Source organism: Amycolatopsis sp. TRM77291 (assembly GCF_054166285.1).
In genome coordinates this window covers 8039959-8066031 of the sequence record NZ_JBSZHF010000001.1, presented here as the reverse complement: position 1 = coordinate 8066031, position 26073 = coordinate 8039959, and the positions used below count along the sequence as shown (strand labels likewise).

The following is a 26073-nucleotide window of genomic DNA, read 5'->3' as shown; positions in this document are numbered from 1 at the left end:
TTTCAGGCGGTGGCCCCACCGGGTACAGCCGCTACGAACGGGTCGTTCCACCTGGGGAGAAACGCGGCGCCCCCGGTCGCCGCAAACGGGTGAAGACGACTAAGTTCGTCCTTGGAAACTTGTGTCGAAGACAGAAGGAGGGCCGATGGCCCGCTACGTGCTCCCCGATCTCGACTATGACTACAGCGCTCTGGCGCCGCACATCTCTGGCGAGATCAACGAGCTGCACCACAGCAAGCACCACGCGACCTACGTCAAGGGCGCGAACGACACGCTCGACAAGATCGCCGAGGCCCGCGAGGCCGGCAACTTCGGCGACATCGTCGGCCTGCAGACCACGCTGGCGTTCCACCTCGCCGGGCACGCCAACCACGTCGTGTGGTGGAAGATCCTCTCCCCGGAAGGCGGCGACAAGCCGACCGGCGAGCTGGCCTCCGCGATCGACGAGGCGTTCGGCTCCTTCGACAAGTTCAAGGCGCAGTTCACTGCGGTCGCCACCACGATCCAGGGCAACGGCTGGGCCGCGCTCTCCTGGGACCCGATCGGCAAGACGCTGATCACCCAGCAGCTGCGTGACCACCACAACAACCTGGTCCTGCCGACCACGCCGATCCTGCTGGTCGACGTGTGGGAGCACGCGTTCTACCTGGACTACAAGAACGTGAAGCCGGACTACGTCAAGGCGCTCTGGAACATCTTCAACTGGGCCGAGATCTCCAAGCGGTTCGACAACGCCGTCGCCGGTGGCAACGGCCTGCTGCTCGGCTGACACTTCTCGCCACAAACGGGGCTCTCCTTCACGGAGGGCCCCGTTTTCGTTTCTTGACCTCCAGCGAAGTCGAGGTGTCAAGGTGGACGCATGGACGTCGCCGCGTACCTCGACCGACTCGGGCTCGCCCCTCCCGCCACCGCGGACGTCGCCGCGCTGCGGACGCTGCAGGAACGCCACCTCGCGGTGGTGCCGTTCGAGAACCTGAGCATCCACCTCGGCGAACCGATCGTCCTGGAGACCGAGGCGTTGTTCGGCAAGATCGTGCTCCGGCGCCGTGGCGGCTTCTGTTATGAGCTGAACGGGCTCTTCGCCGCCTTGCTGCGGGAGCTGGGGTTCGACGCCGGGTTGAGGTCGGCGAAGGTGTTCCGGCCGGACGGCACCCTCGGGCCGCCGTTCGACCACGCCGTCGTCCACGTCGAACTGGACGAACCGTGGCTGGCCGACGTCGGCTTCGGGCGGTTCAGCCGGTTCCCGCTGCGGCTGGCCGCCACCGAGGCGCAGGCCGACCCGGAAGGGGAGTTCCTGGTCCTCGACGCGCCCCACGGCGACATCGACGTCCTGCTCGACGGCGCTCCCCAGTACCGGATCGAGCGGCGGCCGCGGGCGCTGGACGAGTTCGTCCCGACCGCTTTCTGGCAGTCGACGTCGCCGGACTCGCATTTCACGCGGGGACCGACCTGCTCGCTGCCTGCCAAGCACGGCCGGGTCACGCTGGCGGGTGACAAGCTGATCGTCACCACCCACGGCGTCCGCGAGGAGACCAGGCTTTCGGGTGACCAGGAGATCCTGGACGTCTATCGGAAGGAGTTCGGGATCGCACTCGACCGGGTGCCTTGACCTGATCGGCGCGGTCATCGACCATGAACCCTCCGGAATGAACGAAGCCCCGCCTCCGGGGGTGACCCGGTCGCGGGGCTTCGTCCGTTCCCGAACTGACTGCCGCTCCCACCACGAAGCGGACATGTATGAGGTTAGCCTAACCTCATCTGCCCCGACAAGGGGTTCGATCGAGAGATGCCGATCTCACCCGTCCGGGTGACAGCACACTTGTCCCCATGAGTCTTCTGAGCGGCAAAGCCGTGGTGATCACCGGTTCCGGACAGGGTCTGGGTAGGGCTTTCGCCCACCACGCGGCCGCACAGGGCGCGGCGGTCGTGGTGAACGACGTCGAAGCGGGGCTCGCCGACGAGGTCGCGAGGGAGATCCGTGACCTGGGCGGGCGGGCCGTGTCCTATGAGGGCTCGGTCGCCGACGCGGCGCCGGCCGCTGGACTGATCCACCGATGCGTCGCCGAATTCGGAAGGCTCGACGGCCTTGTCAACAACGCCGGCGTCAACTACCGGGCCGACCCGTGGGCGGACGACCCGGCGCGGATGCGCGAAGTGGTCGAGGTCAACGTGCTCGGCCCGCTGTTCTGCGGGACCGCGGCGGCGAAAGTGCTGCGCGAGCGGGGCGGCGGCGTGATCGTGAACGTCGGGTCCGGCTCGATGATCGGCCAGCGGCGCGCGGCCGCCTACTCGGCGTCGAAAGGCGCCGTCGCCTCCATGACCGCCTCCTGGGCGGCCGACCTGGCCCAATACGGCATCCGGGTCAACGCCGTCGCACCGGTGGCCTGGACGCGGATGGCCCGGAACGACCCGACCGTCGTCCAGACGCCACAGCACACCCCGGAACGGGTGGCGCCGCTGGTGACTTACCTGCTCAGCGACCTGTCGACGGGCGTCACCGGGCAGATCCTCCGGTTCCGCGGCGACATCCTGTGCGTTCTCCGGCAGACCGCGATCAAGGAACCCGTGCTGGAGCGGGACACCTGGACGGTCGAAGACATCGCGGGCGCCGTGGGCGGCGAGCTGCGGGAGGCGCTGGAGCCGCCTCCCTCGGCGAGGTGGAGGTGAAGTTGTACGAAGGCGACTGGCGCAGTGGGCGTCTGTGAAGGCCTGAGCGCGGTGCCCGTGATCCAGCCGGGGCCGCTGCTCATGTCTTGAGCAGCGCGAACCGGGTTTCGGATCGGTTCTCTCCGGCGTTGCTTCGTCCTCCCGTTAGAGGGGAGCTTTTGCCCGCGCGCAAGGGCATCACTCTCAGCCGATGATCGTCTTGTCGGCCCTCACCGGAACAATGCACGGGATGACCAGCCACGTGTTCGTCGACGAAAGCAAAGAGCGCGGTTACTTGGTGTTGGTGACAGCCGCCGCGCTGCTTTCAGGCGACCTCACGTCCGCCAGGCGCGCTATACGCGGCCTGGTGCTTCCCGGACAACGGCGTCTGCACTTCACCCACGAGAACGACGGACGCCGGAAACGGATCCTGGACACCATCGCCGGACTCGGGCCGACGGTGACGATCTACGACGCTTCAGCGCATCATCGACGTCGTCAGCGCGAAGCCTGCCTCGACGCACTGGTCGAGGACCTCGCGAGCGCCGGGACACGAATGCTGGTCCTGGAGAGCGACGAATCGATAGTGGACTGGACAGGAAGACGCTGTATCGCTCTGTCCGACGGCACGGATGCCACGACACTCTCGAGTACCGGCATCTACGTGCCTTCGAAGAACCACTGCTGGCCGTACCGGACGCCCTCGCCTGGTGCTGGCAGCGTGGCGGCCACACCAAGACCCGGGTGAGGGAAATGGCGGAAGAGATCAGAACCGTATGAGGTCCGGATACGCGAAACCCGGCCCACCCACCGTCCGGAAGGCTGCCGGGTCCACTTCGCCGGTTTACTAACCAGCGCTGATCGAAGTCAGCCGCAACCCTCCCCGAAGGCCCACCTCCGCGGATCCGCCCATCGGGTTGGCGTTTCGCCGGACAGGCGGCGCCCGACGGGCTAGCTTCACCCCGTGGCCACCCCGAACGATTACCGAGCCATCGCGCGCAGGACCGACCGTCCGATGTGGATCTGGGCGGGCTGCGCGCTCGTCAGTGCCCTGCTGCTGTTCGGGGTGGGCATCTTCGTCGCGATCACCCTGCTGAACCGGGACGACACCGGTACCGAGGCGAAGCTCCCCGAAGTCTGGCCGTCCAAGTCCGGGCAGGAGCTCCGTCCGGTCATGATGCCGACGGGCGAGATGGTGGCCGCGCTGACGGCCGAAACCGGTGCGCAGGTGCTGTGCCAGGCGATCCCGGAGCAGCGCTGGGAGGAGATCCTCGGCGACCGCACGCTCCGCGAGGCGGGCCGGTCCTGTCACGCGGTCACCACGAAACTCGACGTCAGCGCGCAGATGGCCCCCGCGCTGCCCGAGGACACGAGCCGGGGCCTGCCCACGAAGACCACGGTCGCCGGCAAGCTCGCGGTCATCGCCACGGACAAGGACGGCACCAGCCTGAGCGTGGAACTCGTCGACGTCGCGCCGCGCAACGGCGCGTCGCCGGTGCTGCACGTTTCGCTCCGCAGCAGGATCGTCAAGAGCCCCGAAACCGAGAAGAAGGCGAGGGCGCTCGCCGAAGCGCTGATCGCCGGCGTGACACCGCCGGGGCCGAAGTTGCCGAAGGTCGGCGAGGACGGCGAGATCGCCCTGGAGAAGACCGAACCGGGCCCGATCAAGGACCGGCCGCTTCCGGTGATTTCGTGGCTGTTGTGCGGAGAACTCGGCCGCGCGCTCGGTGTGCCCGCCGACAACGCGAAGCCGACCTTTTTCGCCGCGTGCGAGCTGAACGGCGTGACCGCTGACTACAGCGAACTGTCCTCAGTCGTCGCTCCGACCACGACGATCGCGGGGCTGCCCGCCCAAGTCGACGGACGAGGCGTCTTCGTGCAGCTCACCGACGATCCGGCCGGGCAGACGCTCAAGTTCAAGGGCACCGGCGATCTCATGGCACTCGCCGAGAAGATGGTGCCGCCGCTGCTCGGCCGTTAAACCCGGTAGTTCGACAGCAGGTCGCCGAGCAGCGTCTCGTACGCCTTCCGCTCGAACCTGGCCCCGGTGAACCCGTCCTCGTCCAGGCCGTCGAACGGCTCGTAGTCGGTCTGCCAACCGAGGGCCCGCCACTCGACCACGTCGTCGCCGAACACGATCTCGACGCTGTACGCGCCACAGCCGAGGTCACCGCACGCCGGGCACACCAGCAGCGCCACCCGGCCGTCGTCGAAATCACCCGGCAGTTCGCCCAGCAGACGGCGAAGCGTCTCGACAGCGGCCTCGCGCCACACATCGTCGTCCAGGAACAGCGGCGTCTGCTGCTCCGGCGGGCCGGGAATCATCGACCGCAGCGCGACGCCGTCGATCGTCCAGTCGAGAAACCGGGCCTCGCCGGTCACCGAAGGTTCGACGCCGAGTCTGTTCACACCCGCTCCCGCTTCAGCACCCGCAGCCCGTTCCCGAACCGCCGCACCGGCAGGCTCACCCCGCCACGCCGGATCAGCACGACGGCACAGGCTATCGCGGCGAGCGCCGAGACCGCGCCACCGATGTAGAACGGCGAGCGGCCGCCGAAGGCGTCGGCCATCCAGCCGGTCATCGGGCCGCCGATGGGGTTGCCGCCGATCAGGACCAGCACGTACAGGCCCATCACGCGGCCGCGCATCTCCGGGCTGACCGCGGTCTGCACCAGTGCGTTCGCCGTGTTCAGGAAGGTGATCGTGGCGAAGCCGAGCGGGATCAGCGCGAGGCCGAAGCTCAGGTACGTCGGCATGAACGCGGTGACCACCTCGAACGCGCCGAGCAGGAACGCCGAGATCAGCAGCAGCCGCACGCGCGGACCACCGCGGGTGTTGCGGCGGGCCGACATCAGCGCGCCGGTGAAGGTACCGACGGCGACCAGTGTCGACAGCAGGCCGTAGCCGTCGGCGTCGGTGTGGAAGACGTTCGCGGCGACGATCGGCAGCGACGTGAAGTACGTGATGCCGAACGTGCTCACGAAGAACACCAGCACCATCACGGTCATCAGGTCACTGCGCCGCCGCACGTAGCGCAGTCCCTCGACGAGCTGCCCCTTCTCTCGCGGGATGGCCGGGCCGCGGAAGAGCTTGTCCGGGTTCATCATCACCAGCGCGGCGATGACGGCGCCCGTGCTCACCGCGTTCGCCATGAACAGCCAGCCGGTGCCGACCCAGGTGATCGCGAAACCCGCGATGGCCGGGCCGACGATCCGGGCCATGTTGAAGATCGAGGAGTTGAGCGCGACGGCGTTGGTGACCTTGTCCCTGCCGACCATCTCGGCGACGAACGACTGCCGCGCGGGCACTTCCAGCGACGCCGTCACGCCGAGGGTGAAGCAGAGCAGATAGACGTGCCAGAGCGCCGCGATCCCGCTCAGATCGAGCGCGCCCAGGACGACCGCCTGCGCCAGCACGGCGATCTGGATGCCGATCAGCAGCCGTCGCTTGTCGACGCGGTCGGCCAGCACCCCGGCCCACAGCGAGAGGAACAGCGTCGGCAGGAACTGCAAGGCGACCGCGATGCCGAGCGCGATCGGGTCGTTGCCGCTGAGGGTGAACACCAGCCAGTCCTGCGCGATGCGCTGCATCCAGGTGCCGATGTTCGAGATGACCTGGCCGGTGAAAAAGAGCCGGTAGTTACGGACCTTCAGCGAGGAGAACATGCTCCCGCGCGGTTTCTCGCGAACGGGAGGTGGCGGTGGAGAAGGTTCCCGGGTAGCGGCGGTCTTGGAAGGACACTGTGTTTCGCTACCCGTGGTCGTCACCGCTGTTAGTTCCCCGCCATCCTGTCGATGATCTCGGAGGCGCGAGAGAGCACTTCGCGTTCTTCGGCGCTCAACTCCGCCAATTGCTTGTCCAGCCAGATCTCCCGCGCGGTGATCTGCTCGATCACGTAGGCCCGGCCGCGGCCGGACAGTTCGACGATGGCCTGGCGGCCGTCCGTCGGATGCGGCCTGCGCTCGACGTAACCCATCTCCTCGAGCGCGGCGATCACCCTCGTCATCGAAGGCGGCTGGACGCCTTCCTTCGCGGCGAGCTGGCCAGGGGTCAGCGCACCGCATTTGTGCAGCGTCGACAACGCGGACACCTGGGTCAGCGAGATGCCGTCACCGGCCCGCTGGGCCCGCAGCCGCCGATTCAGCCGCACCACCGCGAGACGCAGGCGGCTCGCCAGTGAGCGCTCGTGCGTGTCTCCGGACATATAGTTAGCATACCTCACGATCGGATCATCGGCCCGTGAGATCGCCCACGGCCGACATAACCGCTGGTCAGCTGAACGCGGCTTGGATGGGGCCGACCGCGAAGTAGGCCACGAACATCGCCGCGATGGCCCACATGAGCGGGTGCACGCCCTTGGCCTTGCCGGTGACCGCGCGGATGACGACGTAGCTGACGAAGCCGGCGCCGATGCCGTTGGCGATCGAGTAGGTGAACGGCATGACCACGATGGTCAGGAACGCGGGCAGCGCGACGGTGAAGTCGGCGAAGTCGATCTCCTTGACCTGGCTCATCATCAGCGCGCCGACGACGACCAGCGCCGGAGCGGCGGCCTCGACCGGGACGACCTGATAGAGCGGGGTCAGGAACATGGCCGCGATGAACAGCACGCCGGTGACGACGTTCGCGAGCCCGGTCCTGGCGCCTTCGGCGATACCGGACGCGGACTCGACGAAGACGGTGTTCGAACTCGAAGACGCGAACCCGCCCGCCACCGCGGCGGTGCCGTCGACGAACAGCGCCTTGCCGACGTTCGGGAGTTTGCCGTCGGGCGGAAGCAGGCCGCCCTCCTTCGCCAGGCCGGTCATCGAGCCCATGGTGTCGAAGAAGTCCGCCAGTACCAGGGTGAACACCAGCAGCACGACGGTGATGATCGGCAGCCGCGTCCAGGCGCCGAAGGAGATGTCGCCGACCAGTGAGAGATCCGGTACGCCGAGGACCTGATCGGGCAGCGCCGGGTAGCCGAGGTTCCAGCCCTGCGGGTTCACGCCTTTCGACGGGCCGACCTTGGTGATCGCCTCGATGACGATCGCCAGCACGGTCGAGGCGAGGACACCGATCAGGATCGCGCCCTTGACCCGCTTCGCCACCAGGATTCCGGTGATCAGCAGGCCGACGACGAACACCAGCGTCGGCCACGACGCGATCGAACCGTTGATGCCGAGCCCGACCGGCACGGTGGTCTTAGCGTCGTCGGGGACGCGGCGGACGAAGCCGGCGTCGACCAGGCCGATCAGGCAGATGAACAGGCCGATGCCGACCGCGATCGCGGATTTCAGCGGTGGCGGCACGGCGTTGAACACCGCCGTGCGGATACCGGCGAACACGAGCAGGACGATGACCAGGCCTTCGATCACCACCAGGCCCATCGCCTCGGGCCAGCTCATCTGGGAGGCGAAGGTGACCGCGATCAGGCTGTTGATGCCGAGGCCGGTGGCGATGGCGAACGGGTAGTTCGCGACCAGCCCCATGACGATGGTCAGCACGCCGGCGACCAGCGCGGTCACCGCGGCGACCTGCGGGACGGGGAGGATGTTGCCGAGGACGTCCTTGTGCGCACCCGCGTCTTCGGCGGAGAAACTGCCGAGGATCAGCGGGTTCAGGACCACGATGTAGGCCATCGTGAAGAAGGTGACGACCCCGCCGCGGATCTCCCGCCCCGGTGTCGAGCCGCGCTCGCTGATCTTGAAGAACCGGTCCAGTGTGGACCGGGTGCGCTGCTCCGCCATCGCGTACCACCCTTCGCCCGTTGCCGGGTACCCTTCCCCACGTGGGCGAATCGATCAATTCCGGGGAAGTAAACGGTTCATTGCGGCCAACGCCGGAGCTGCCGAAGCGGCTGACCGACCTGACGCCGGTGGTGATCGTAGGTACCTCGCTCTGGGCGGTCGCGACCGTGGTCCTGTTCTTTGTGACCGACGGCATCTGGGTGCAGACGGCGTTCTCCGGCCTCGTGCTCGGCTTCATCGGTCTCGCGATCATCAGCTGGCAACGCGCCGCCGCCCGCCGGGGCTCGAAGAGCGCCCAGCACCTCTGACTTTCCCTCGCGTTTCGTCCTCTGGATGCGGTACTTGCGTGTGCAAGGACCGCATCCAGAGGACGAAATGCGTCAGTTCAGGAGGGCGGAGGGCGAGGGATCGTCGAGCAGGGCCGTCAGGACGTGCCGGTCGGCCCAGCGGTCGGTGGCCCAGGCGAATGCCCGGCCGAGGCCTTCAGAGGTGTCGGCGGCGTGCAGCCTGCCGTCGGACCACCAGGCGACGTCGTGTTCCGCGTCCTCGAAGGTCACCGTCAGCACCTCGTGCAGCAGCACCCCGCCGTCGGGCAGCTCGACGCCGAGCTGATCGGCGGCCAGCCGCAGCGCGGACAGCTCCGTCCACGGCACGAACTCGCCGTCTTCGGTGACCTTGGCGTCGAGACCGCTCGCCACCGGCAGGTCCAGCAGTTCCGCCAGCGCGGCGGCGCCGCTCGCCGAAACGACCATCCGCTCCGGCGCCAGCACGGCCGCGAACCACGGCACGTCGAGCACGACGGCGTCGCGGGCGTCGACGGCCGAGCCGTCCGCGGCACGGACGCGATCCGGCGCGGGAACGTCCACTGTGTACTCGGCGAGGGCCGCGTGCGCCCGGCAAGCGAGTCCGGGGCTCACCTTGCGCTCGGGATCCCCAAGCCGCTCCAAGAGATCCTCGACGTCTTCGGCGTCTGCCCCCAGCTCCGTGCGGACACCAGCGGCGAGCAGGATCTCCTTGCTCAGCCCCGAATCCGGGACGACGTCATAGAGGCCGGCCAGCGCGGACGCCTCCGGCATCCGCCAATCGAGCGGCGCGTGCCCGTCCAGGAGCGCGTACCGCGCGAGCCACCAGCCGGTGTGCCCGCCGGGTTCGGTGAGGGCACGCCAGGTTTCGGGGCGAGCCGCGAGCAGCTGCAGCGCCTCCGGCCAGGCGTCGTCGGCGACGAGATCGAGATCGCGCACGGCCAGCACCCGCGACGGCGGACGCTCCAGCGAATCCCACCAGTCGTGCTCGTCGGGCAGGCCGTGCTCGGGTTCCAGCGGTTCGTCGTCGGTGATGATCGCGAACGAATCCAGGACACCGACCGCGACGAGTGTGGCCGCCGGCCAATCTTCGGCGAATTCCTCGTCCAGCACGGACAAGGCGCCGTCTTCTTCGAACACCTCGGGATCGAAGATGTCGCCCAGCGGCGACGTGGGCAGGACGAGTTCGTCCGCGCGCCGCCAGCCGTCCTCGCTCGGCAGGGCCAGCGCACCCGCCCAACCGGGGGCTTCGTCGCCGACCTCGGCGATCAGGCGGAGCACCGCGCCCGCGAGGGCCATTCCGTCCAAACCGGACCGGACGTCCTCGACGCTGCGTTCGACGGCGGCGCTCAGCGCGTCGGCTTCGAGCAGGTCACCCGCCTCGGCGTGTTTGGCTCCCAAGCGTTCCAGCAACGGATGCGCGGCGGCCGGATGCACCAGCCGCAGGCCGATGATGTCCACATCGGACAGAAGTTCGAGCAGTTCCGCCGAGCCGCCGACGAGCAGCGCGTCGCGGACGCCGGGCAAGGTACGGCCGTCCGACATCGGCACCGGCAGTGCGCCGAGGTCGTCCTTGGTGAGGTCGTGCGCTTCGAGGGCCGGGAGCAGCACGTCGTAGAGCGAACGCCACCACGAGGGATCACGCTGCGCCCCGGTCAGCAGCTCGATGGCCTCGGCGGATGAAAGCGACCGCGCGCCGACCGCGCGAAGGTCCACACCGGACAGTGACGTCAGCCCTGGCACGAGATCGGCCAGCAGCGGCGCCAGCCCCGGTACGTCCACCGACAGGACACGCGCCTGACGCCCCGGCAAGTCGTCACCCGCTTGCGCGGGAAGCCAGGGCAGGTCGGCGAGGTTTTCGAGAATGGCCTCCCGCAGCGTTCCGTCCACAGTGGAACGCGGGAAGTCCGCGCCGGGCACGAGCGCCAGCCGTTCCTTGCCGGGCAGGGAACGGACGAGGTCGACGTACTCCCGCGCGGCGTTCTTCAACGCCGCCGTCAGCTCCGGGCCCGGCAACGCACGGCGGCGGGACGGCTCGATCGGCAGCGTCGCGATCAGCCTGGCAGGCAGGGAAAGCTCGTCGTCGGTCGGAGTCGGCGCGTGCAAAACGTCGTCACCGAGCGGCCGGGGCGAACCGGACCCGTCCAGCGGGACGGCCCAGACGACCTCGCCGCGATGGACCTGCCAGTGTTCGGAACCGTCCGGCGACGCGAGCTCGACGACGCCGTCGCCCAGCTCGGACCGGCGCCAGACACCGCCCTGGACCTCGATGCTTTCGAGCCAGGGCAGGGTGAGCAGGAGATCACCGGCGTCGTTCTTCAAGTCCTCCAGGAGAGCCTTGCCGTCGACGCCTTCACGCAGCGGAAGCCGGACCTCGGTGGTGAAACCTTCGGGCACGGGAGGTTCGGTTTCGGCGACCGGCCACAGAAGGCGGAGTACGGGAACGTCGCCGGCGCGGCCGGCTTCGGCGCGCGTGCGTTCCGCGGAGAAGGCGACGCCACCGGTCACCGAAACGATCCTCGGCTCGGCGGAAACCGTGAGCACGGCGGCGAACCCGACGCCGAACCGGCCGACGGTCTCCTCGCCCTTGCCGGAAGCGCGGAGAGACGCGAGGGATTCGACACCGCGGGCGTCCAAGGGAGCGCCCGTGTTGGCGAACCTCAGCTCACCGTCCACAACGGACACCCGGAGCGTGCCGCGTTCACCGGCGGCGAGGGCCGCGTCGGCGGCGTTCTGCGCCAGCTCGACGAACAGCCGGTCGCGGTAACCGCCGACGCGCAGATCGTTCTCGGTGTTCGTGTCCTCGGTGAACCTCGTCGGCGAATCCGCCCACGCCCGCAGGACGGCGGCGCGGAGCCGCTCGGTGCCGAACGGGTCAGTGCTCACTGGCGCTTTCGGCCTCGACCTGCGCTTCGTCGGCGGTGTCCGGCACGGCGGCCTCGGGTTCGACCTCCGGCTGGACCTCGGCGGTCTCCGGCGCCTCGGCGACGGGGGCTTCGGACTCGTCGACGACGGTGGCCTCGGCGGGCTCGGGCTCAGGCTCGGCCGGGGTCTCCGGCGCGGGCTCGAAGTCGATCAGCGAGTCGTCGTAGACCAGCTCCGCCACCGGCACCGACGAGGTCACCTCGACCTCGATCTCGGAATGCGCGCCGCAGCCGTACTCGACGTCGACGACGTGGCCGTCCGCCGGAGAGATGTCGTTGGTGCACGCGCCGAAGGCCGCGCTGAGCGACCCGGCGAGCGGCACGAAGAACCCGCAGCTGCCGCAGACGTCCGGCGCGCTGCGCGCCATATCCGACCGCGGGCCGAACTCGCCGCCGTGCCAGCGGGCGGCGGCGTCGAGCCTGCCGTACCGGGACAGCACGTGGACCCGGCCGAGACCGGTCTCCTTGACGACCGCTTCGACCGCGGGGTCGTCGGACTCCAGGTACGCCGGGACGAGCCGCGGGTCGTCCTTCTCCACCGGGAAGATGTCGCCGACGCCGAGGTCGCCCGCCTGGACGCGGCGGTCCCACGGGACCCACGCCGGGGCGACACGGGCTTCGGGACCGGGGATCAGCACGACCTCGCTGACCGTGATCGGCTCTTCCTCGCCGGCGAGCGCGACCGTGACCGACCAGCGCCAGCCTCGATAACCCGACACGGTCGCCTCGAACAGGTGGCTCGCGGAAACCGCGTCCTCCCGGTCCACGCCGACGTGCGCGCCGACCTGTTCGGCACCGGCGTCCTCCAGCACCGCCGCACGGGCGAGATCGACCGCCTCGGCGAGTTTGCGCTGGATGGAGCCGTCGTCCAGGGTCAACAGCAGGGTCATGCCCCCATTCTGCCGCACGCGATATCGCGGTCCGTGTCAGGCTGTCCGCGTGCGCACGCTGATGACCATGTCGCTCCTGCTGGCCGCCGTCCTCGGTGGCTGCGCCGCCGCGCCGGTGAGCGACGCCGCCCCGCCCGCGCCCGAGAAACTGAAGGTGCGGGTGGTCTCGACGCTGCCCCACGACCCGGCCGCCTTCACGCAGGGCCTCGAGTTCTCCGGCGAGACGCTGTACGAGGGGACCGGCCTGGTCGGGAAGTCGTCGATGCGGGCCGGGCCCCCGGGCGCGGCACCGTCGGTCCGGCGGGAACTGCCCGGCCTGTTCGGCGAGGGCATCACCGTGCTGGGGGCGACCGCCTGGCAGATCACCTGGCAGGACGGCGTCGCGATCGAACGCGACGCCAAGACGCTGGCCGAGCTGAGGCGCGTGACGTACACCGGCGAGGGCTGGGGGCTCTGTCACCGCGACGGGCAGCTGGTGATGAGCGACGGCTCGTCGAAGCTGACCTTCCGGGACCCCGTGACCTTCGCGCCGACAGGCGGCGTCGACGTGGGCCGTGATCAGCTGAACGAGCTGGAGTGTGTCGGGGCCTCCGTCTACGCGAACGTCTGGCAGACCGACCGGATCCTGCGGATCGACGCCGCGACCGGGCGGGTGACCGGCGAGATCGACGCTTCCGGGCTGCTCGCTCCCGAGGAACGGCGGTCCGCCGACGTCCTCAATGGCATCGCCGCGGTGCCGGGGACCGACGAATTCCTGCTCACCGGCAAGCTCTGGCCGAGGATGTTCCGCGTGAAATTCGTCCCCGCCGCCTAGAAAGCAGTGGTGAACGCGCGAAGCGAGACCCGCGTAAGGCAGGATTGAAGCGTGGGAATCTTCGGCTCGAACTCTGGACGCGACGGCACGCCTTCCGGCAGGCCGGGCAAGGAGCGTGGCCGCAAGAGCAAGCGGAAGTGGACGCCGGAGCCGGGGGCCGCCCAGGCGCGCAGCTGGTCCGCTCCGCCGCCGACCCGCGTCGATCAGCAGCCGGTGCCGCCACCGCCGCCGCGCGCGGCCCGTCCGCAGCCCCAGTACCAGCCGCATCCGGCCGGGCCGACCGCCGACGAGGCGCGCACCAGCGCGATCCCGATGGGGCACCACCAGCCACCGCCGCCGCCTCCACCGCCGCGGACACCTCCCCGCGGCGCGCGACCGTATCCGGATCCATCGCAGCGGCAGACCGAACCCGTCCGGCGTCGTCCGGGCGGGTTCTACGACGAGCACCCGCCCGGCAGCGGCGAGTACGAGCACTACGACACCGGCGGTTACGCGGGTGAGCCGCGGGTCGCCCAGGAGCAGCCGCACGAGCACCCGACGACCGCGGCCCCGCCGCGCGCGGGCTCCCTGCCGAAGATGCCGAAGAAGATCACGGTCACCCGGGTCGCGGCGATGCGCAGCCGTCAGCTCACCGGGCAGGCCGTCGGCGCCTTCCAGCGCGCGACGAAGGCGGACGGCGCCGACAAATCGGGCCTGACTTCGCTGACGTACGCGGTGATGCTGAACTACGCCAGCGACGCCGCCATGGCGATCGCGCTGGCCAACACCCTGTTCTTCGCCGCCACGAGCGGGGAGAGCAAGGGCAAGGTCGCGCTCTACCTGCTCATCACGATCGCCCCGTTCGCGCTGGTCGCGCCGGTGATCGGCCCGGCGCTGGACAAGATCCAGCGAGGCCGCAGGCTCGCGATGTGCGTGTCCTCGGCAGGCCAGGCGCTGATGGCCATCGTGATGGCGCTGCATTTCGACGACTGGCTCCTGTACCCGGCGGCGCTGGGCATGATGGTGCTCTCGAAGTCGTTCACCGTGCTCAAGGCCGCCGTGACCCCACGGGTGCTGCCGCCCGAGATCACGCTGTCGAAGACGAACGCGCGGCTGACCGTGTTCGGCCTGGTCGCCGCCGGTGTGTTCGGCGCGCTGGCGAGCGGGGTCAACGCGATCTGGGGCTCCCAGGGCGCGCTGTGGTTCACCATGCTGATCTGTGTCGCCGCCGCGGTGCAGTCGATGCGCATCCCGTCCTGGGTCGAGAAGACCGAGGGCGAGGTGCCGGCGTCGCTGTCCGCGCATCCCGAACGGCGGGTCAAGAAGCAGCGGCAGCCGATGGGACGCCAGATCGTCCTCTCGCTGTGGGGCAACGGCACCGTCCGGGTGCTGACCGGGTTCCTGATGATGTTCTCCGCGTTCGCGGTGAAGGCGCAGGCCGAGGGCAGCGGGCAGAGCCCGTTCGACCAGTTGCTGCTGCTCGGCATCATCGGCGCCGCGGCGGGGGCCGGCGGCTTCCTCGGCAACGCGCTGGGCTCGCGGCTGCACTTCGGCAAACCGGATCAGGTGATCCTGGCCTGTGTCGGGGCCTGTCTCGGCATCGCGATCATCGCCACCGTCGCGGCGGGGCTGGCGACGGCCGCGATCGTGGCGCTCGTCGGCGCGACCGCGAGCGCGCTGGCGAAGATCAGCCTCGACGCCGTCATCCAGGAAGACCTGCCGGAAGAGTCGCGCGCGTCGGCGTTCGGGCGGTCGGAGACCGTGCTGCAGATGTCCTGGTGCTTCGGCGGTGCCGTCGGCCTGCTGCTGCCGCCGACGTACTGGATCGGCTTCCTGGTGCTTTCGATCCTGCTGGCCGTCGGGTTCACGCAGACGTTCATGGTGCGGCGCGGCACTTCGCTGATCCCGGGACTCGGCGGCGACCGGCCGCTGCGTCCGGAGCCGACCAGCGAATCGCCGATCCCCTCGCAGCCCGGTGACTCCCGGTGGCGGCCGGGCTCGTAATCTTCACCGTATGCGGCGACTTCGTATTGCAGCCCTACTCGCGGCGGGTGGTTTCGTGGTGGCCGGTTGCTCGGCCCCCGGCCCCGAAGAGGTGACCTTCTTCGCCGACGGCAACACGGTGAACGTCACCCCGCTGGCGTCCTGCGACATCAAGAGCGCGCAGTGCACCACCAGGTCCGACGCCGCGGGCAAGCTGCGCATCCGGCCGGGGAAGCCGGTGCAGATCTCGGTGCCGACCGCGATCGCGGAGACGCCGTGGAAGGTCACGGTGCAGTACGTGAACGGCAAGGGCGAGCCGCAGGAGCTCAAGCAGGACATCATCACTTCGCTGGACCGCTTCGCCTACACGGTGACGACGCCCCGGCCCGACGACCAGATCCTCGTCGTCGAGGTCGCGCAGGCTTCGGTGATCAGCCGGACCGGACGTCCGGAGGACGCCGAGGCGGTCACCACGGCCATCTGGTCGCTGCAGGTCGAGCCGCCTGCCGCCTGAGGGAGCAAGGGACCTTTGCTACCACTCGCGGATCTCCCCTGAGCTGAATCGCGTGAAGGCCCCCTTCCCTCTGCTGAGCCGAGGGAAGGGGGCCTTCACGCGCTTTGGCCGCGGGGACGCCGATCAGGGATCGAGGTCCCGGGCGACGGCGCGCATGATCTCGGCGATCTGCTTCGTGTTCTTGCGGTCCGGGTAGCGGTTGCGCCGCAGATCCGGCTGCACCTTGAGCTCGAGCAGCTTGATCATGTCCTCGATGAGCCCGTGCAGCTCCTCGGCGGGACGGCGGCGCGCCTCGGCGACCGACGGCGGCGGGTCCAGCAGCCGGACGGAGAGCGCTTGCGGGCCGCGGCGGCCGTCGGCGACACCGAACTCGAGGCGCTGGCCCGCCTTGAGCCCTTCGACGCCCTGCGGCAGCGCGGCTTTACGGATGTAGACGTCGGCGCCCCCATCCTGGGTGACGAAACCGAAACCCTTCTCCGCGTCGTACCACTTGACCTTGCCGGTCGGCACTTCCCTCACCAGTCCTTTGCTGTCCTGCTCACAACGAACGCGCCCGGGGGCGTACCCAGGGCGCGCGTCCCATAAGCGTATCTCGCCACACGCCCTGTGGAGAAGCGGATACCGGCGGATACCCTCTGCTTCATGGAGACCGCAGTAAAGGAGGCCGCTGTGGCCGTCCCCGGAAAGCCCGGCAAACCGATCCTCATGCGCGTCGGCATCGGCCTGTTCGCGCTCGGCATGCTCGCCGTCACGGCGGTGTTCGTGCTGTTCGCCGCCGGGCTGGAGAACCTGCCGGTGTGGCTGTCCGCCGCGGCGGGCGTGATCACTCCGCTGGGGCTCGCCCTCGGTCTGATCGCCCTGATCCGCGAGGCTCGCCGAAAGAGCTGAACCAGCCGGGGAACTCGGTCAGCGAGTCGAACACCACGTCGGCGCCCTCCGCGAGCAGCTCCTCCTTGGTGCACGGGCCGGTCGTGACCCCGATAGGGACCGCGCCCGCCGCCAGCGCGCCGCGGATGTCGCCGAGGTGGTCGCCGACGTAGACACGGGCGCCGTGCTCGGTGAGCGCGGCGGCCTTCTCCGTCGACCACAACTCTCCGACCAGGACGTCGACCTCGAGCCCGAGGGCGTCCAGGTGGAGTTTCGCGTTGGGCCCGTACTTGCCCGTGACGACGACGGTGCGCCCGCCCGCCGCGCGGACCGCGTGCAGTGCTTCGGCCGCGCCGGGCAGCGCGACCGTCACGGGCACGACCGTGTCCGGGTACATCGCGCGGAACCGGGTGACCAGCTCCGGGATCCGCTCCTCCGGCGCTCCGAAACCCCGCAGGCTGGCGTCGAGGGGCGGGCCGAGGTTGGCCGCGAAGTACTCGCCGTCCAGCGGCAGGCCGGACTCCACGCCGAGCGCGTTCATCACCGCGACCATGCCCGGCCGCGGATCGATCAGTGTCATGTCGAGGTCGAACCCCACGGTGATGCCCACGAGGCCACGGTAGCGGCCGCCACCGACAGATTTACATCCGATGGGTGCCCGTCAACTTCTTTGACATGGACGTGATCTGTGTCAAGCTGGAACTGTGGGCGAGATCACCAGCTTCTCCGATCGGACCAAGGCCTCCCTGCGGGAGGCGCTGCTCGACGCGGCCACCGAGCTGCTCACCGAACACGGATACACCGCCTTGCGGATGGCGGACGTCGCCGCGCGCGCCGGGGTGAGCAGGCAGACCGTCTACAACGAGTTCGGCAACAAGGCCACACTCGCCCAGGCCGTGGTCCTCCGGACGACGTCGGAGTTCCTCGAAGGCATCCGGTTGCGCGTGCAGGACGCGAAGGATCTGCGCGACGGGATCCGCGAAGCGGTCGTCTACACGATCGAGCACGCCCGGGAGAACCGGCTCGTCGCCACCACCTTGGGCACCGAAGCGGGCGAAGACCTCCTGCCCCTGCTGACCACCAAGGGCGAACCCATCCTGACCGCGGCCACCGAGGTCGCGGCCGGGCAGTACCGGGAGTTCGAGCCGTCGCTCTCCCCGGAATCCGCCACGCTGCTGGCGGAGACCGTCGTGCGGCTTTCCCTGTCCCATCTCGTCATGCCGACGCATCCGGCCGACGAGGCGGCGGCTTCGGTAGTCGCCGTGCTGGCGCCCGCGATCCGGGCGCTGACCACCGATTCGTCCACAATGGAGTGACACGAAGGGTACGTCATGACCGATACGCTCTCCGAACTGCGGACCGGTTTTTCCTCACTGCGCAAGGGCGGGCTGAACTGGGACTCGTTCCCGCTGCGCCTGTTCGTCAAGGGCAACCAGAAGTTCTGGAACCCCGCCGACATCGATTTCTCCCGTGAACGCGAGGGCTGGGACAGCCTCAACCCGGAACAGCAGCGGTCGACGACCTATCTGGTGGCGCAGTTCATCGCGGGCGAAGAGGCGGTCACCGAGGACATCCAGCCGTTCATGCGGGCCATGTCCGCGACCGGCCGGTTCGGCGACGGGATGTACCTGACCCAGTTCTGTTTCGAAGAGGCCAAGCACACCGAGGTGTTCCGCCGCTGGATGGACGCCGTCGGGCTCACCGAGGACCTGCATCCGTACGTCGCGGAAAATCCGCACTACCGCAAGCTTTTCTACGAAGAGCTGCCACAGTCCTTGCGCGCGCTGGAGGACGATCCCAGCCCGCTCAACCAGATCCGCGCGAGCGTCACGTACAACCACGTCATCGAAGGCAGTCTCGCGCTGACCGGGTACTACTCGTGGCAGCTGATCTGCACGCAGCACGACATCCTGCCGGGAATGCAGGAGCTGGTGCGCCGGATCGGCGACGACGAACGCCGCCACATGGCCTGGGGCACCTTCACCTGCCGCCGTCACGTCGCCGCGGACGATTCGCTGTGGGACGCCGTGCAGCAGCGGATGGGCGAACTGCTCCCCCACGCGCTGGGCATGATCCAGTGGGTGCAGGACCAGTTCGAGGAGATCCCGTTCGACAACGATCCCGAGGAGATCATCCAGTACGCGGCCGACCGGGCGCAGCGGCGGCTCGGCGCGATCGAATCCGCGCGCGGGATGCCGGTGGAGCAGATCGACCTCGACTACTCGCCGGAGAACCTCGAAGAGACCTTCGGCGAAGAAGACGCGAAGGCGATCGCCGCGGCCGCCGCCAACACCGCGGCCTGATCGCGCGTGAAGGCCCCCTTCCCTCGGCTGACCCGAGGGAAGGGGGCCTTCACGCGAGCGTCAGGCGTGTTTGGTCGCCGCCGCCTTTTCGAGCCCGAGGATGCTGATCGACTCCGCCCGCATCTCGACCTTGCGCACCTTGCCGGTCACCGTCATCGGGAACTCCTCGACGACGTGGACGTACCGCGGGATCTTGTAGCGCGCCAGCTTCCCCTCGCAGAACTCCCGCACCGCTTCGGCCGTCAGCGGCTCCGCGCCCTCGCGCATGCGGACCCACGCCATCAATTCCTCGCCGTACTTCTCGTCCGGGACGCCGATGACCTGCGCGTCGAGGATGTCCGGATGGGTGTAGAGGAACTCCTCGATCTCGCGCGGGTACAGGTTCTCACCGCCGCGGATGACCATGTCCTTGATCCGGCCGGTGATGTTGACGTACCCGTCGGCGTCCATGATCGCGAGGTCGCCGGTGTGCATCCACCGCGCCGTGTCGATCGCCTCGGCCGTCTTGTCGGCCTGCTCCCAGTAGCCGAGCATCACCGAGTAGCCGCGGGTGCAGAGTTCGCCCGGTTCGCCGCGCGGCACGGTCAGCCCGGTCTCCGGATCGACGACCTTGACCTCCAGATGCGGCCCGACCCGGCCGACCGTCGACACCCGCCGTTCCACCGAATCGTCCGCGCGGGTCTGCGTGGACACCGGCGACGTCTCGGTCATGCCGTAGCAGATCGACACCTCCGCCATACCCATCCGGTCGATGACCTGCTTCATCACCTCGACCGGGCACGGCGAGCCCGCCATGATCCCGGTGCGCAGCGAGGACAGGTCGTGGGAAGCGAAATCCGGGTCGGCCAGTTCGGCGATGAACATGGTCGGAACGCCGTACAGGGACGTGCACTTCTCGGCCGCGACGGCTTCGAGCGTGGCCTTCGGCTCGAACGCGGGCGCCGGGATGACCATGCACGCGCCGTGCGTCGTCGCCGCGAGATTGCCCATCACCATGCCGAAGCAGTGGTAGAAGGGCACGGGGATGCAGATCTTGTCGGCTTCGGTGTAGTTGCAGAGTTCGCCGACGAAGTAGCCGTTGTTGAGGATGTTGTGGTGGCTCAGCGTGGCGCCCTTGGGGAAACCCGTGGTGCCGGACGTGTACTGGATGTTGATCGGGTCGTCCGCGGAGAGTTCGGCCTGCCGTTTCACCAGCGGCGCGCGGTCGGCCTTGTATCCGATCTCCAGCATCGACGGCCACTCGGGGCCGTCCAGCAGCACGACATGTTCCAGCGCCGGGCATTTCGGCCCCGCTTCGGCGATCATGCCCGCGTAATCCGAGGTCTTGAACGAGTTCGCGGCCACGATGAGCTTGATCCCGGCCTGGTTCAGCACGTATTCGAGTTCGTGCGAGCGGTACGCCGGGTTGATGTTGACCAGGATCGCGCCGATCTTCGCGGTCGCGTACTGGACGCAGGTCCACTCCCAGCGGTTCGGCGACCAGATGCCGACGCGGTCGCCCTTGGCGATCCCGAGGTCGAGCAGGCCCAGCGCGAGCGCGTCCACCTCGGCGGCGAGTTCGGTGTAGGTCCAGCGTTTCCCGGCGGCGCGGTCGACGAGCGCGTCCCGGTCGCCGAAGGCGGCGACGGTGCGGTCGAAGTTGTCACCGATGGTGTCCCCCAGCAGCGGGGTGTCCGAGATTCCCGATGCGTAGCTCGGTACTGCGGGGGCGTCGGGCATGGAGACTCCTGCGTTCGGCGGCATCGACGCGTCGAGTCTAGGAACGCGACGTGACGGCGGCCACCTGCAAGTGGAGACCACCTCAGGGGAAACCCGGAGGCCGGGTCCGGCGGCGGCCGATATCGTCGGAGGCATGCGCCTCTACATCGTCGACGCTTTCACCTCCGAGGCCTTCGCCGGTAACTCCGCCGGCGTGGTGCTGCTGGACGCGCCGGGCGACGCGGGCTGGATGCAGTCCGTCGCCGCCGAGCTGAAGCACGCCGAGACGGCCTTCGTCGAGGTCGACAGTGTCGACAGTGAAGGGCCGAAGTCCCTTCGCTGGTTCACGCCGGAGACCGAAGTCGACCTGTGCGGGCACGCGACGCTGGCGACCACGCACGTCCTCGGCGGCGAACAGACCTTCACGACGAAGAGCGGCGAGTTGCGCTGCCGCGCCGAAGACGGCTGGGTGTCGATGGACTTCCCGTCGGACCCGCCCCGCGAGTCGGACGACGATCTGTCGTCGATCCTGCCGGGCCTGGAGTTCGAGTACGTCGGGCGCAGCAAGCACAACCTGTTCGCGGTGGTCGGCGACGCATCCGTGGTGCGCTCGCTCGCCCCGGACCTCGCCGCGTTGCGCGCGCACTGGAACGGGCGGCTGATGGTCACCGCGCCGGGTGACGTGGCCGGGATCGACTTCGTCACCCGGTTCTTCGCGCCGGGCGTCGGCATCGACGAAGACCCGGTCACCGGCTCCGCCCACTGCGTCCTCGCGCCGTACTGGGCCGCCCGCCTCGGCCGGGACGAACTCGTCGGCGAACAGGCCTCGGCCCGCGGCGGCATCGTGCGGATGAACCTCGAAGGCGACCGGGTCCTGCTTTCGGGGCAGGCGGTCACCGTGGCCAGCGGGGAGTTGCACGTCTGATGCGCCTGATCCTGAACGTCATCTGGCTCGTGCTGTGCGGTCTGTGGATGGCACTCGGCTACGTCGTCGCCGGCGTCATCTGCTGCATCCTGATCGTCACCATCCCGTTCGGGCTGGCGTCGTTCCGGATCGCGGCGTACGCGCTCTGGCCGTTCGGCCGCACGGTGGTGGACCGGCGCGACGCCGGGGCCGCGTCGACGATCGGCAACGTCATCTGGTTCGTCTTCGCCGGGCTGTGGCTCTCGATCGGGCACGTGCTGACCGGGGTCGCGCTGTGCGTCACGATCATCGGGATCCCGCTGGGCGTGGCGAACTTCAAGATGATCCCGGTCTCGCTGATGCCGCTCGGCAAGGAGATCGTCGAGCTCCCCTGAGGCTTCGGCACCAAGGGGCGATTCGGGTTGAATGTCCCTGCCGCGCAGCCTGGACGCGGAGACCCCGTCCACGTGCCCGATTTGGGTGCTTTGTCCGGGGGTTGTGAGTGGCAATGATGGTTCTATTGAGGGGTAGGGCAAACGTGGCGTGTCGTGAAAGCCACCTTCGGGACGTCTGGTGTCCCGAAAGTGGCTTTCGCGACACGGGCCGACGGGCGCAACCACGGCCTGGCGCCACGACTGCCCCAGTGCCACCAGGCACCACACCCCCGAGGGTAGTGAAGGACCCATTCCTACCCTCAGGGTAGGCAAGGAGGCCTTCACGGACCGGTCAGCGCCGCGACGCCACCTTTGCCTAACCCCTCAATAACCCTCTTTATCACTCACGACCCCGCGCCAAAATGCGCAAAGTGCCCAAATCAGGCGCCGCCGAACTTCAGTCCCTTGTGGACAGTCTTAGCCGCGTTGCGACGACCGGGCGAGGCATTCGGGGATCGCCACTCACGACCCCGTGAGGCTCAGTCCTCGGGTTCCCAGGGCAGCGGCACGATGAGGCACGGACCGCCGACGAACAACCCGCCGTCGATCCCGAGCGCCTTGCCGCCCGCGTAGAGGTACGGCCCCTCGATCTGCGCGGGGTGGATCCCGAGCTGATCGGCGATGACGCTGTGCCCGTGCACGATGCGTTCGCCGCCGAGCCGGTCCATGAGCTGCTGCGCGACGTCGGCGCCGTCCGGGCCGCGGAAGGCGTACCGCGTGGTCATCCGCCGCCACACGTCCCACCAGGCCTGGATGTCGCTGCCTTCGAGGATCTCGCGGCCACGAGTGTTGATCTCGTCGATGTCCTCGCCCCAGCCGAGGTACTCGAGCGTGTCCGAATGCATCAGCAGGTGATCCGCGGCCAGCGTCAGCATCGGGCGGGAGCTCAGCCACTCGATATGCTGCGGAGTGAGCCTGTCCTGGTCTTCGAGCAGGCCGCCGTTGATCTCCCAGCTGCGGGCGAAGCTGCGCGGCCCGAAATCGGACGGCACCTCGGCGTCGCCGAAGTGGTACATCCCGAGCAGCAGGATCTCGTGGTTGCCCAGCAGCGTCCCGCAGCGCCCGCCCGCGGTGGCGGCCTGCCGTTCCAGCCGCATCACCAGGTCGATGACGCCGACGCCGTCGGGCCCCCGGTCGACGAAGTCGCCGAGGAACCAGAGGGTCGATTCCCCGCCCGACCAGTCGTCGTCGGAGTCGATCAGCTCCTTCTCCCGGAGCGCTTCGGCCAGCTCGTCCCGGTGTCCGTGCACGTCACCGACCACATAGGTCGGGGACGCGGGCTGATCGTCGTGCATCGTCTGACGATAAGCCCTCCGCATGCGACCGTGCCGCTCAGCCTTCGCCGAACGGGTCGCCGGTGCGCCCGACCAGATCGGCGATCGAGTCGATGATCTTGGTCGGCCGGTACGGGTAGTGCTCGGCGCTCTCCCGCGTGGAGATGCCGGTAAGCACCAGGATCGTCTGCAGACCGGCCTCGATTCCCGAGTGGACGTCGGTGTCCATCCGGTCGCCGATCATCAGCGTCGACTCCGAATGCGCGCCGAGCCGCCGCAGCGCGGAACGCATCATCAGCGGGTTCGGCTTGCCCACGTAGTACGGCGAGCGGCCGGTCGCCTTCTCGATCAGCGCCGCGACCGAACCGGTGGCGGGCATCGAGCCCTCCATGCTCGGGCCGGTGGCGTCGGGGTTGGTGGCGATGAACTTGGCGCCGCCCTCGATGAGCCTGATCGCGCGGGTTATCGCGCTGAAGCTGTACGTGCGGGTCTCGCCGAGGACCACGTAGTCCGGGTCGCGTTCGGTCAGCACGTAGCCGACTTCGTGCAGCGCCGTGGTGAGCCCGGCCTCGCCGATCACGAACGCCGAGCCGTTCGGCCGCTGCGACGCGAGGAACTTCGCGGTCGCCAGCGCGGAGGTCCAGATGGCCTCCTCGGGGATGTCGAGACCGGTCCGCTCGAGCCTCGCCCGCAGGTCGCGCGGGGTGTAGATCGAGTTGTTGGTCAGCACCAGGAAGCCGATGTCGTTGGCGCGCAGCTCCTTGAGGAACTCGTCCGCGCCGGGTACGAGGTGCTCCTCCTGGACCAGCACGCCATCCATGTCGCTGAGGTATGTCCAACGGCGCTCGTTCATACCGCCCACCCTAATGATCCGAGACGGCGTGGACAGCCACGGACGCCGCCTTGACCGAAAGATTGACCGGTGTGCCGGGTTCGAGCGCCAGCTCGGCGACCGCGGCCGGGGTGAGGTCGGCGGCGAGGCCCGCCGCCCAATCGTCGCCGCGGGCCCGGACGCGGATCACCGGACCGTGTGGTTCGAGCGCGTCGACGATTCCCTCGACGGTGTTGCGCGGGCTGCCCCGGTGCTCACCGTCCCGCAGGTACACCGCGACGGCGCTCGGCGCGAAGACCGCGACGGCCGCTTCGCCCTGGACGACGTCCTCGGCCGGAATTCCCGCCAACTGCCCGCCTGACGTGCGCAAACCGCCCTCGGCGGCGATACCGGGCACCAGGTTCAGCCCGGCGATCCGCGCGGTGAACGCCGTGCGCGGGGCGGAGAGGACCTTGCGGGTCTCGCCGCGTTCGACGATCCGGCCGCCGTCGAGGACGGCGACGTGATCGGCAAGCGCCAGCGCGTCGAGCGGGTCGTGGGTGACCAGCACGGTCGGCGGCCCGGACCGCAGGACCCGCCGGAGCAGGCCTCGGATGGCGGGCGCCGCATCGACGTCCAGCGCGGCGAAGGGCTCGTCGAGCAGCAGCAGCCCCGGCTCGGCGGCCAGCGCCCGCGCGATCGCGACGCGCTGCGCCTGCCCGCCGGAGAGCTGCGCGGGCCGCCGTCCGGCCAGTTCGAGGGCGTCCACTTCGGCCAGCCACTCCCGCGCGCGCTTCTTCGCCTCGGCACGGCCGGCGCCGGTCGAGCGCGGAGCGAAGGCGACGTTGTCCAAAGCGGACAGATGCGGGAAGAGCAAGGCGTCCTGGGAGAGCAGGCCGATACCGCGTGCGTGCGGCGGCAGGCCGGCCAGGTCGCGCCCGCCGAGCGTGATCCGTGCCCGGTCGGGCCGGAGAAGACCGGCGAGACAGCCGAGCACACTGGACTTCCCCGACCCGTTCGGGCCGAGCAGCGCGAGCACACCGCCGTCGGGAACCTCGAAGCCGACGTCCAAGGTGAACTCGCCGCGCCGGAGGGCGAGCTCGGCCGAAAGGGTCACGACCGGACTCCTTCGAGCGCGCGCGGCCGGGCGAGCGCGATGACCGCGACGGCGACCAGGATGAGCAGCAACGCGAGCGCCACCGCGCTGTCGACGTCGACCTCGGCCTGGGTATAGACCTCCAGCGGCAGCGTCCGGGTCACCCCTTCGAGGCTTCCGGCGAAGGTGATCGTCGCGCCGAACTCGCCCAGCGCCCGCGCGAAGCTGAGCACGATGCCCGACCCGAGCGCGGGCAGCAGCAGCGGCAGCGTGACCCGGCGGAAGACCGTCCACGGTTTGGCGCCCAGCGTCGCGGCGACCCGTTCGTACCGGTCACCGGCGCCCCGGAGGGCTCCTTCGAGGCTGACCACCAGGAACGGCATCGCGACGAACGTCTGCGCGATGACCACGGCCGCCGTGGTGAACGGCACCTGCTCACCGGTCAGGGTGGCCACCAGGATGCCGAGGAAACCCTTGCGGCCCAACAGGTAGAGCAACGCCAGGCCGCCGACCACCGGCGGCAGGACGAGCGGCAGCAGCACCACCGCGCGCAGCACCCGGACACCGCGCGCCCTCGACCGCGCGAGCACCACGGCGAGCGGGACACCGAGCACCACACAGGCCACAGTGGACAGTCCGGCGGTGAGCAGCGAAAGCTTGAGCGCGTTCAGCGACGACGGCGAGGCGATGAGACTCGGGAAGCGGGTCAGGTCCGAGCGCACCAGCAGCCCGACGACCGGCAGCACCACCAGCGCCAGCGCGCAGATCGCGGGCGGCCACAGCACCCACGGCACCCCGGCTCCCGCGTTTCGTCCTCTGGATGCGGTACTTGCGCGTGCATCTACCGCATCCAGAGGACCTCTGGATGCGGTACTTGCGCGTGCATCTACCGCATCCAGAGGACG

Annotated in this window: 27 protein-coding genes; 14 read left to right on the top strand and 13 right to left on the bottom strand. The window is 69.2% G+C overall.

The genetic code is table 11. The annotated features are described in order from the left end of the window. The first annotated feature begins 145 nt into the window (after positions 1-145). The 5 genes from ACXIZN_RS37820 to ACXIZN_RS37800 all read left to right on the top strand — a co-directional run bounded on the left by ACXIZN_RS37820 (position 146) and on the right by ACXIZN_RS37800 (position 4627). Complete coding sequence (locus tag ACXIZN_RS37820; protein WP_016337537.1) at positions 146-769, top strand: superoxide dismutase; 624 nt, start codon at positions 146-148, stop codon at positions 767-769. Positions 770-859: 90 nt separating this feature from the next. Next, positions 860-1609 (top strand): arylamine N-acetyltransferase family protein, encoded by a 750-nt coding sequence (locus tag ACXIZN_RS37815; RefSeq protein WP_457959613.1) that lies wholly within the window; start codon positions 860-862, stop codon positions 1607-1609. 218 nt (positions 1610-1827) lie between these two features. Then, positions 1828-2667 (top strand): SDR family NAD(P)-dependent oxidoreductase, encoded by an 840-nt coding sequence (locus ACXIZN_RS37810; protein ID WP_457959612.1) that lies wholly within the window; start codon positions 1828-1830, stop codon positions 2665-2667. A 241-nt stretch (positions 2668-2908) separates the two neighbouring features. After that, positions 2909-3394 (top strand): hypothetical protein, encoded by a 486-nt coding sequence (locus ACXIZN_RS37805; protein ID WP_457959611.1) that lies wholly within the window; start codon positions 2909-2911, stop codon positions 3392-3394. A gap of 216 nt (positions 3395-3610) precedes the next feature. Then, positions 3611-4627, top strand: coding sequence for a hypothetical protein (locus tag ACXIZN_RS37800; protein ID WP_457959610.1), 1017 nt, complete (start codon positions 3611-3613; stop codon positions 4625-4627). On the opposite strand, the gene ACXIZN_RS37795 is transcribed toward ACXIZN_RS37800, so the two are convergent. The 4 genes from ACXIZN_RS37795 to ACXIZN_RS37780 form a co-directional block, all read right to left on the bottom strand. Beyond that, positions 4624-5055, bottom strand: coding sequence for a hypothetical protein (locus tag ACXIZN_RS37795; RefSeq protein WP_457959609.1), 432 nt, complete (start codon positions 5053-5055; stop codon positions 4624-4626). The two genes, ACXIZN_RS37800 and ACXIZN_RS37795, sit on opposite strands and share 4 nt — an antisense overlap. Continuing rightward, positions 5052-6311, bottom strand: a complete 1260-nt coding sequence (locus ACXIZN_RS37790) for an MFS transporter (protein WP_257484058.1) — start codon at positions 6309-6311, stop codon at positions 5052-5054. The genes ACXIZN_RS37795 and ACXIZN_RS37790 overlap by 4 nt, the downstream gene beginning before the upstream one ends. A gap of 107 nt (positions 6312-6418) precedes the next feature. Next, positions 6419-6850 (bottom strand): MarR family winged helix-turn-helix transcriptional regulator, encoded by a 432-nt coding sequence (locus tag ACXIZN_RS37785; RefSeq protein WP_125683916.1) that lies wholly within the window; start codon positions 6848-6850, stop codon positions 6419-6421. Positions 6851-6917: 67 nt separating this feature from the next. Then, complete coding sequence (locus tag ACXIZN_RS37780; RefSeq protein ID WP_457959608.1) at positions 6918-8375, bottom strand: NCS2 family permease; 1458 nt, start codon at positions 8373-8375, stop codon at positions 6918-6920. A gap of 80 nt (positions 8376-8455) precedes the next feature. On the opposite strand from ACXIZN_RS37780, the gene ACXIZN_RS37775 reads away from it, so the two are divergent. After that, complete coding sequence (locus tag ACXIZN_RS37775) at positions 8456-8683, top strand: DUF2530 domain-containing protein (RefSeq protein WP_457960696.1); 228 nt, start codon at positions 8456-8458, stop codon at positions 8681-8683. A 72-nt stretch (positions 8684-8755) separates the two neighbouring features. Here ACXIZN_RS37775 and ACXIZN_RS37770 read toward each other — a convergent pair whose 3' ends face one another. After that, the gene (locus ACXIZN_RS37770; RefSeq protein ID WP_457959607.1) at positions 8756-11563 is read right to left on the bottom strand and encodes a sacsin N-terminal ATP-binding-like domain-containing protein; all 2808 of its coding nucleotides are present in this window, start codon (positions 11561-11563) and stop codon (positions 8756-8758) included. Continuing rightward, the gene (locus tag ACXIZN_RS37765; RefSeq protein ID WP_457959606.1) at positions 11553-12491 is read right to left on the bottom strand and encodes a DUF3027 domain-containing protein; all 939 of its coding nucleotides are present in this window, start codon (positions 12489-12491) and stop codon (positions 11553-11555) included. Before ACXIZN_RS37765 ends, ACXIZN_RS37770 begins: the two co-directional genes overlap by 11 nt. Positions 12492-12540: 49 nt before the next feature. Between ACXIZN_RS37765 and ACXIZN_RS37760 the strand changes: the two genes are divergently transcribed. From ACXIZN_RS37760 to ACXIZN_RS37750, 3 genes are read left to right on the top strand one after another with little or no spacing between them, the layout of a single operon-like run. Next, positions 12541-13305: a glutaminyl-peptide cyclotransferase gene (locus ACXIZN_RS37760; protein WP_457959605.1), complete on the top strand. Its 765-nt coding sequence runs from the start codon at positions 12541-12543 to the stop codon at positions 13303-13305. Positions 13306-13356: 51 nt separating this feature from the next. Continuing rightward, positions 13357-15288 carry an MFS transporter gene (locus tag ACXIZN_RS37755; RefSeq protein WP_457959604.1) on the top strand — a complete coding sequence of 644 codons (1932 nt, stop codon included), beginning with the start codon at positions 13357-13359 and terminating at the stop codon, positions 15286-15288. A 10-nt stretch (positions 15289-15298) separates the two neighbouring features. Beyond that, positions 15299-15781 carry a DUF2771 family protein gene (locus tag ACXIZN_RS37750; RefSeq protein WP_457959603.1) on the top strand — a complete coding sequence of 161 codons (483 nt, stop codon included), beginning with the start codon at positions 15299-15301 and terminating at the stop codon, positions 15779-15781. Between the two features lie 123 nt (positions 15782-15904). Here the strand turns inward: ACXIZN_RS37750 and ACXIZN_RS37745 are convergent, their stop codons facing one another. Further along, positions 15905-16291: a cold-shock protein gene (locus tag ACXIZN_RS37745; RefSeq protein ID WP_016337551.1), complete on the bottom strand. Its 387-nt coding sequence runs from the start codon at positions 16289-16291 to the stop codon at positions 15905-15907. A gap of 132 nt (positions 16292-16423) precedes the next feature. Here ACXIZN_RS37745 and ACXIZN_RS37740 point away from each other — a divergent pair, with 132 nt between their 5' ends. Next, positions 16424-16669, top strand: a complete 246-nt coding sequence (locus tag ACXIZN_RS37740) for a hypothetical protein (RefSeq protein WP_091598517.1) — start codon at positions 16424-16426, stop codon at positions 16667-16669. Here the strand turns inward: ACXIZN_RS37740 and ACXIZN_RS37735 are convergent. Then, positions 16605-17258 (bottom strand): HAD family hydrolase, encoded by a 654-nt coding sequence (locus tag ACXIZN_RS37735; RefSeq protein ID WP_192743791.1) that lies wholly within the window; start codon positions 17256-17258, stop codon positions 16605-16607. The two genes, ACXIZN_RS37740 and ACXIZN_RS37735, sit on opposite strands and share 65 nt — an antisense overlap. Before the next feature lie 94 nt (positions 17259-17352). On the opposite strand from ACXIZN_RS37735, the gene ACXIZN_RS37730 reads away from it, so the two are divergent. Continuing rightward, complete coding sequence (locus ACXIZN_RS37730; RefSeq protein ID WP_457959602.1) at positions 17353-17964, top strand: TetR family transcriptional regulator; 612 nt, start codon at positions 17353-17355, stop codon at positions 17962-17964. 15 nt (positions 17965-17979) lie between these two features. After that, complete coding sequence (locus ACXIZN_RS37725) at positions 17980-18951, top strand: R2-like ligand-binding oxidase (protein WP_457959601.1); 972 nt, start codon at positions 17980-17982, stop codon at positions 18949-18951. Between the two features lie 60 nt (positions 18952-19011). Here ACXIZN_RS37725 and ACXIZN_RS37720 read toward each other — a convergent pair whose 3' ends face one another. Further along, positions 19012-20670, bottom strand: a complete 1659-nt coding sequence (locus ACXIZN_RS37720; protein ID WP_457959600.1) for an AMP-binding protein — start codon at positions 20668-20670, stop codon at positions 19012-19014. 133 nt (positions 20671-20803) lie between these two features. On the opposite strand from ACXIZN_RS37720, the gene ACXIZN_RS37715 reads away from it, so the two are divergent. Together ACXIZN_RS37715 and ACXIZN_RS37710 are read left to right on the top strand one after the other, a co-directional pair. Further along, a complete protein-coding gene (locus ACXIZN_RS37715; RefSeq protein WP_457959599.1) occupies positions 20804-21574 on the top strand; it encodes a PhzF family phenazine biosynthesis protein in 771 nt (256 codons plus the stop codon). Beyond that, positions 21574-21948, top strand: coding sequence for a YccF domain-containing protein (locus ACXIZN_RS37710; RefSeq protein WP_126730420.1), 375 nt, complete (start codon positions 21574-21576; stop codon positions 21946-21948). Before ACXIZN_RS37715 ends, ACXIZN_RS37710 begins: the two co-directional genes overlap by 1 nt. Positions 21949-22466: 518 nt before the next feature. Here the strand turns inward: ACXIZN_RS37710 and ACXIZN_RS37705 are convergent. From ACXIZN_RS37705 to ACXIZN_RS37690, 4 genes are read right to left on the bottom strand one after another with little or no spacing between them, the layout of a single operon-like run. Then, positions 22467-23282: a metallophosphoesterase family protein gene (locus ACXIZN_RS37705; protein WP_457959598.1), complete on the bottom strand. Its 816-nt coding sequence runs from the start codon at positions 23280-23282 to the stop codon at positions 22467-22469. A gap of 37 nt (positions 23283-23319) precedes the next feature. After that, entirely contained in the window at positions 23320-24114 is a 795-nt protein-coding gene (locus tag ACXIZN_RS37700; protein ID WP_034308369.1) for an HAD-IIA family hydrolase, read from the bottom strand. Positions 24115-24124: 10 nt separating this feature from the next. Next, complete coding sequence (locus tag ACXIZN_RS37695) at positions 24125-25189, bottom strand: sulfate/molybdate ABC transporter ATP-binding protein (RefSeq protein ID WP_457959597.1); 1065 nt, start codon at positions 25187-25189, stop codon at positions 24125-24127. Beyond that, the gene (locus ACXIZN_RS37690) at positions 25186-25953 is read right to left on the bottom strand and encodes an ABC transporter permease (RefSeq protein ID WP_457960695.1); all 768 of its coding nucleotides are present in this window, start codon (positions 25951-25953) and stop codon (positions 25186-25188) included. The genes ACXIZN_RS37695 and ACXIZN_RS37690 overlap by 4 nt, the downstream gene beginning before the upstream one ends. Between the last annotated feature and the right edge of the window lie 120 nt (positions 25954-26073).

Bases quoted from the DNA above. Each gene is read 5' to 3' on its own strand.
- ACXIZN_RS37785 (WP_125683916.1), bottom strand. From the start codon at position 6,850: ATGTCCGGAGACACGCACGAGCGCTCACTGGCGAGCCGCCTGCGTCTC.
- ACXIZN_RS37725 (WP_457959601.1), top strand. From the start codon at position 17,980: ATGACCGATACGCTCTCCGAACTGCGGACCGGTTTTTCCTCACTGCGC.
- ACXIZN_RS37765 (WP_457959606.1), bottom strand. From the start codon at position 12,491: ATGACCCTGCTGTTGACCCTGGACGACGGCTCCATCCAGCGCAAACTC.
- ACXIZN_RS37740 (WP_091598517.1), top strand. From the start codon at position 16,424: ATGGAGACCGCAGTAAAGGAGGCCGCTGTGGCCGTCCCCGGAAAGCCC.
- ACXIZN_RS37715 (WP_457959599.1), top strand. From the start codon at position 20,804: ATGCGCCTCTACATCGTCGACGCTTTCACCTCCGAGGCCTTCGCCGGT.
- ACXIZN_RS37815 (WP_457959613.1), top strand. From the start codon at position 860: ATGGACGTCGCCGCGTACCTCGACCGACTCGGGCTCGCCCCTCCCGCC.
- ACXIZN_RS37705 (WP_457959598.1), bottom strand. From the start codon at position 23,282: ATGCACGACGATCAGCCCGCGTCCCCGACCTATGTGGTCGGTGACGTG.
- ACXIZN_RS37700 (WP_034308369.1), bottom strand. From the start codon at position 24,114: ATGAACGAGCGCCGTTGGACATACCTCAGCGACATGGATGGCGTGCTG.
- ACXIZN_RS37720 (WP_457959600.1), bottom strand. From the start codon at position 20,670: ATGCCCGACGCCCCCGCAGTACCGAGCTACGCATCGGGAATCTCGGAC.
- ACXIZN_RS37710 (WP_126730420.1), top strand. From the start codon at position 21,574: ATGCGCCTGATCCTGAACGTCATCTGGCTCGTGCTGTGCGGTCTGTGG.
- ACXIZN_RS37820 (WP_016337537.1), top strand. From the start codon at position 146: ATGGCCCGCTACGTGCTCCCCGATCTCGACTATGACTACAGCGCTCTG.
- ACXIZN_RS37810 (WP_457959612.1), top strand. From the start codon at position 1,828: ATGAGTCTTCTGAGCGGCAAAGCCGTGGTGATCACCGGTTCCGGACAG.
- ACXIZN_RS37790 (WP_257484058.1), bottom strand. From the start codon at position 6,311: ATGTTCTCCTCGCTGAAGGTCCGTAACTACCGGCTCTTTTTCACCGGC.
- ACXIZN_RS37780 (WP_457959608.1), bottom strand. From the start codon at position 8,375: ATGGCGGAGCAGCGCACCCGGTCCACACTGGACCGGTTCTTCAAGATC.
- ACXIZN_RS37750 (WP_457959603.1), top strand. From the start codon at position 15,299: ATGCGGCGACTTCGTATTGCAGCCCTACTCGCGGCGGGTGGTTTCGTG.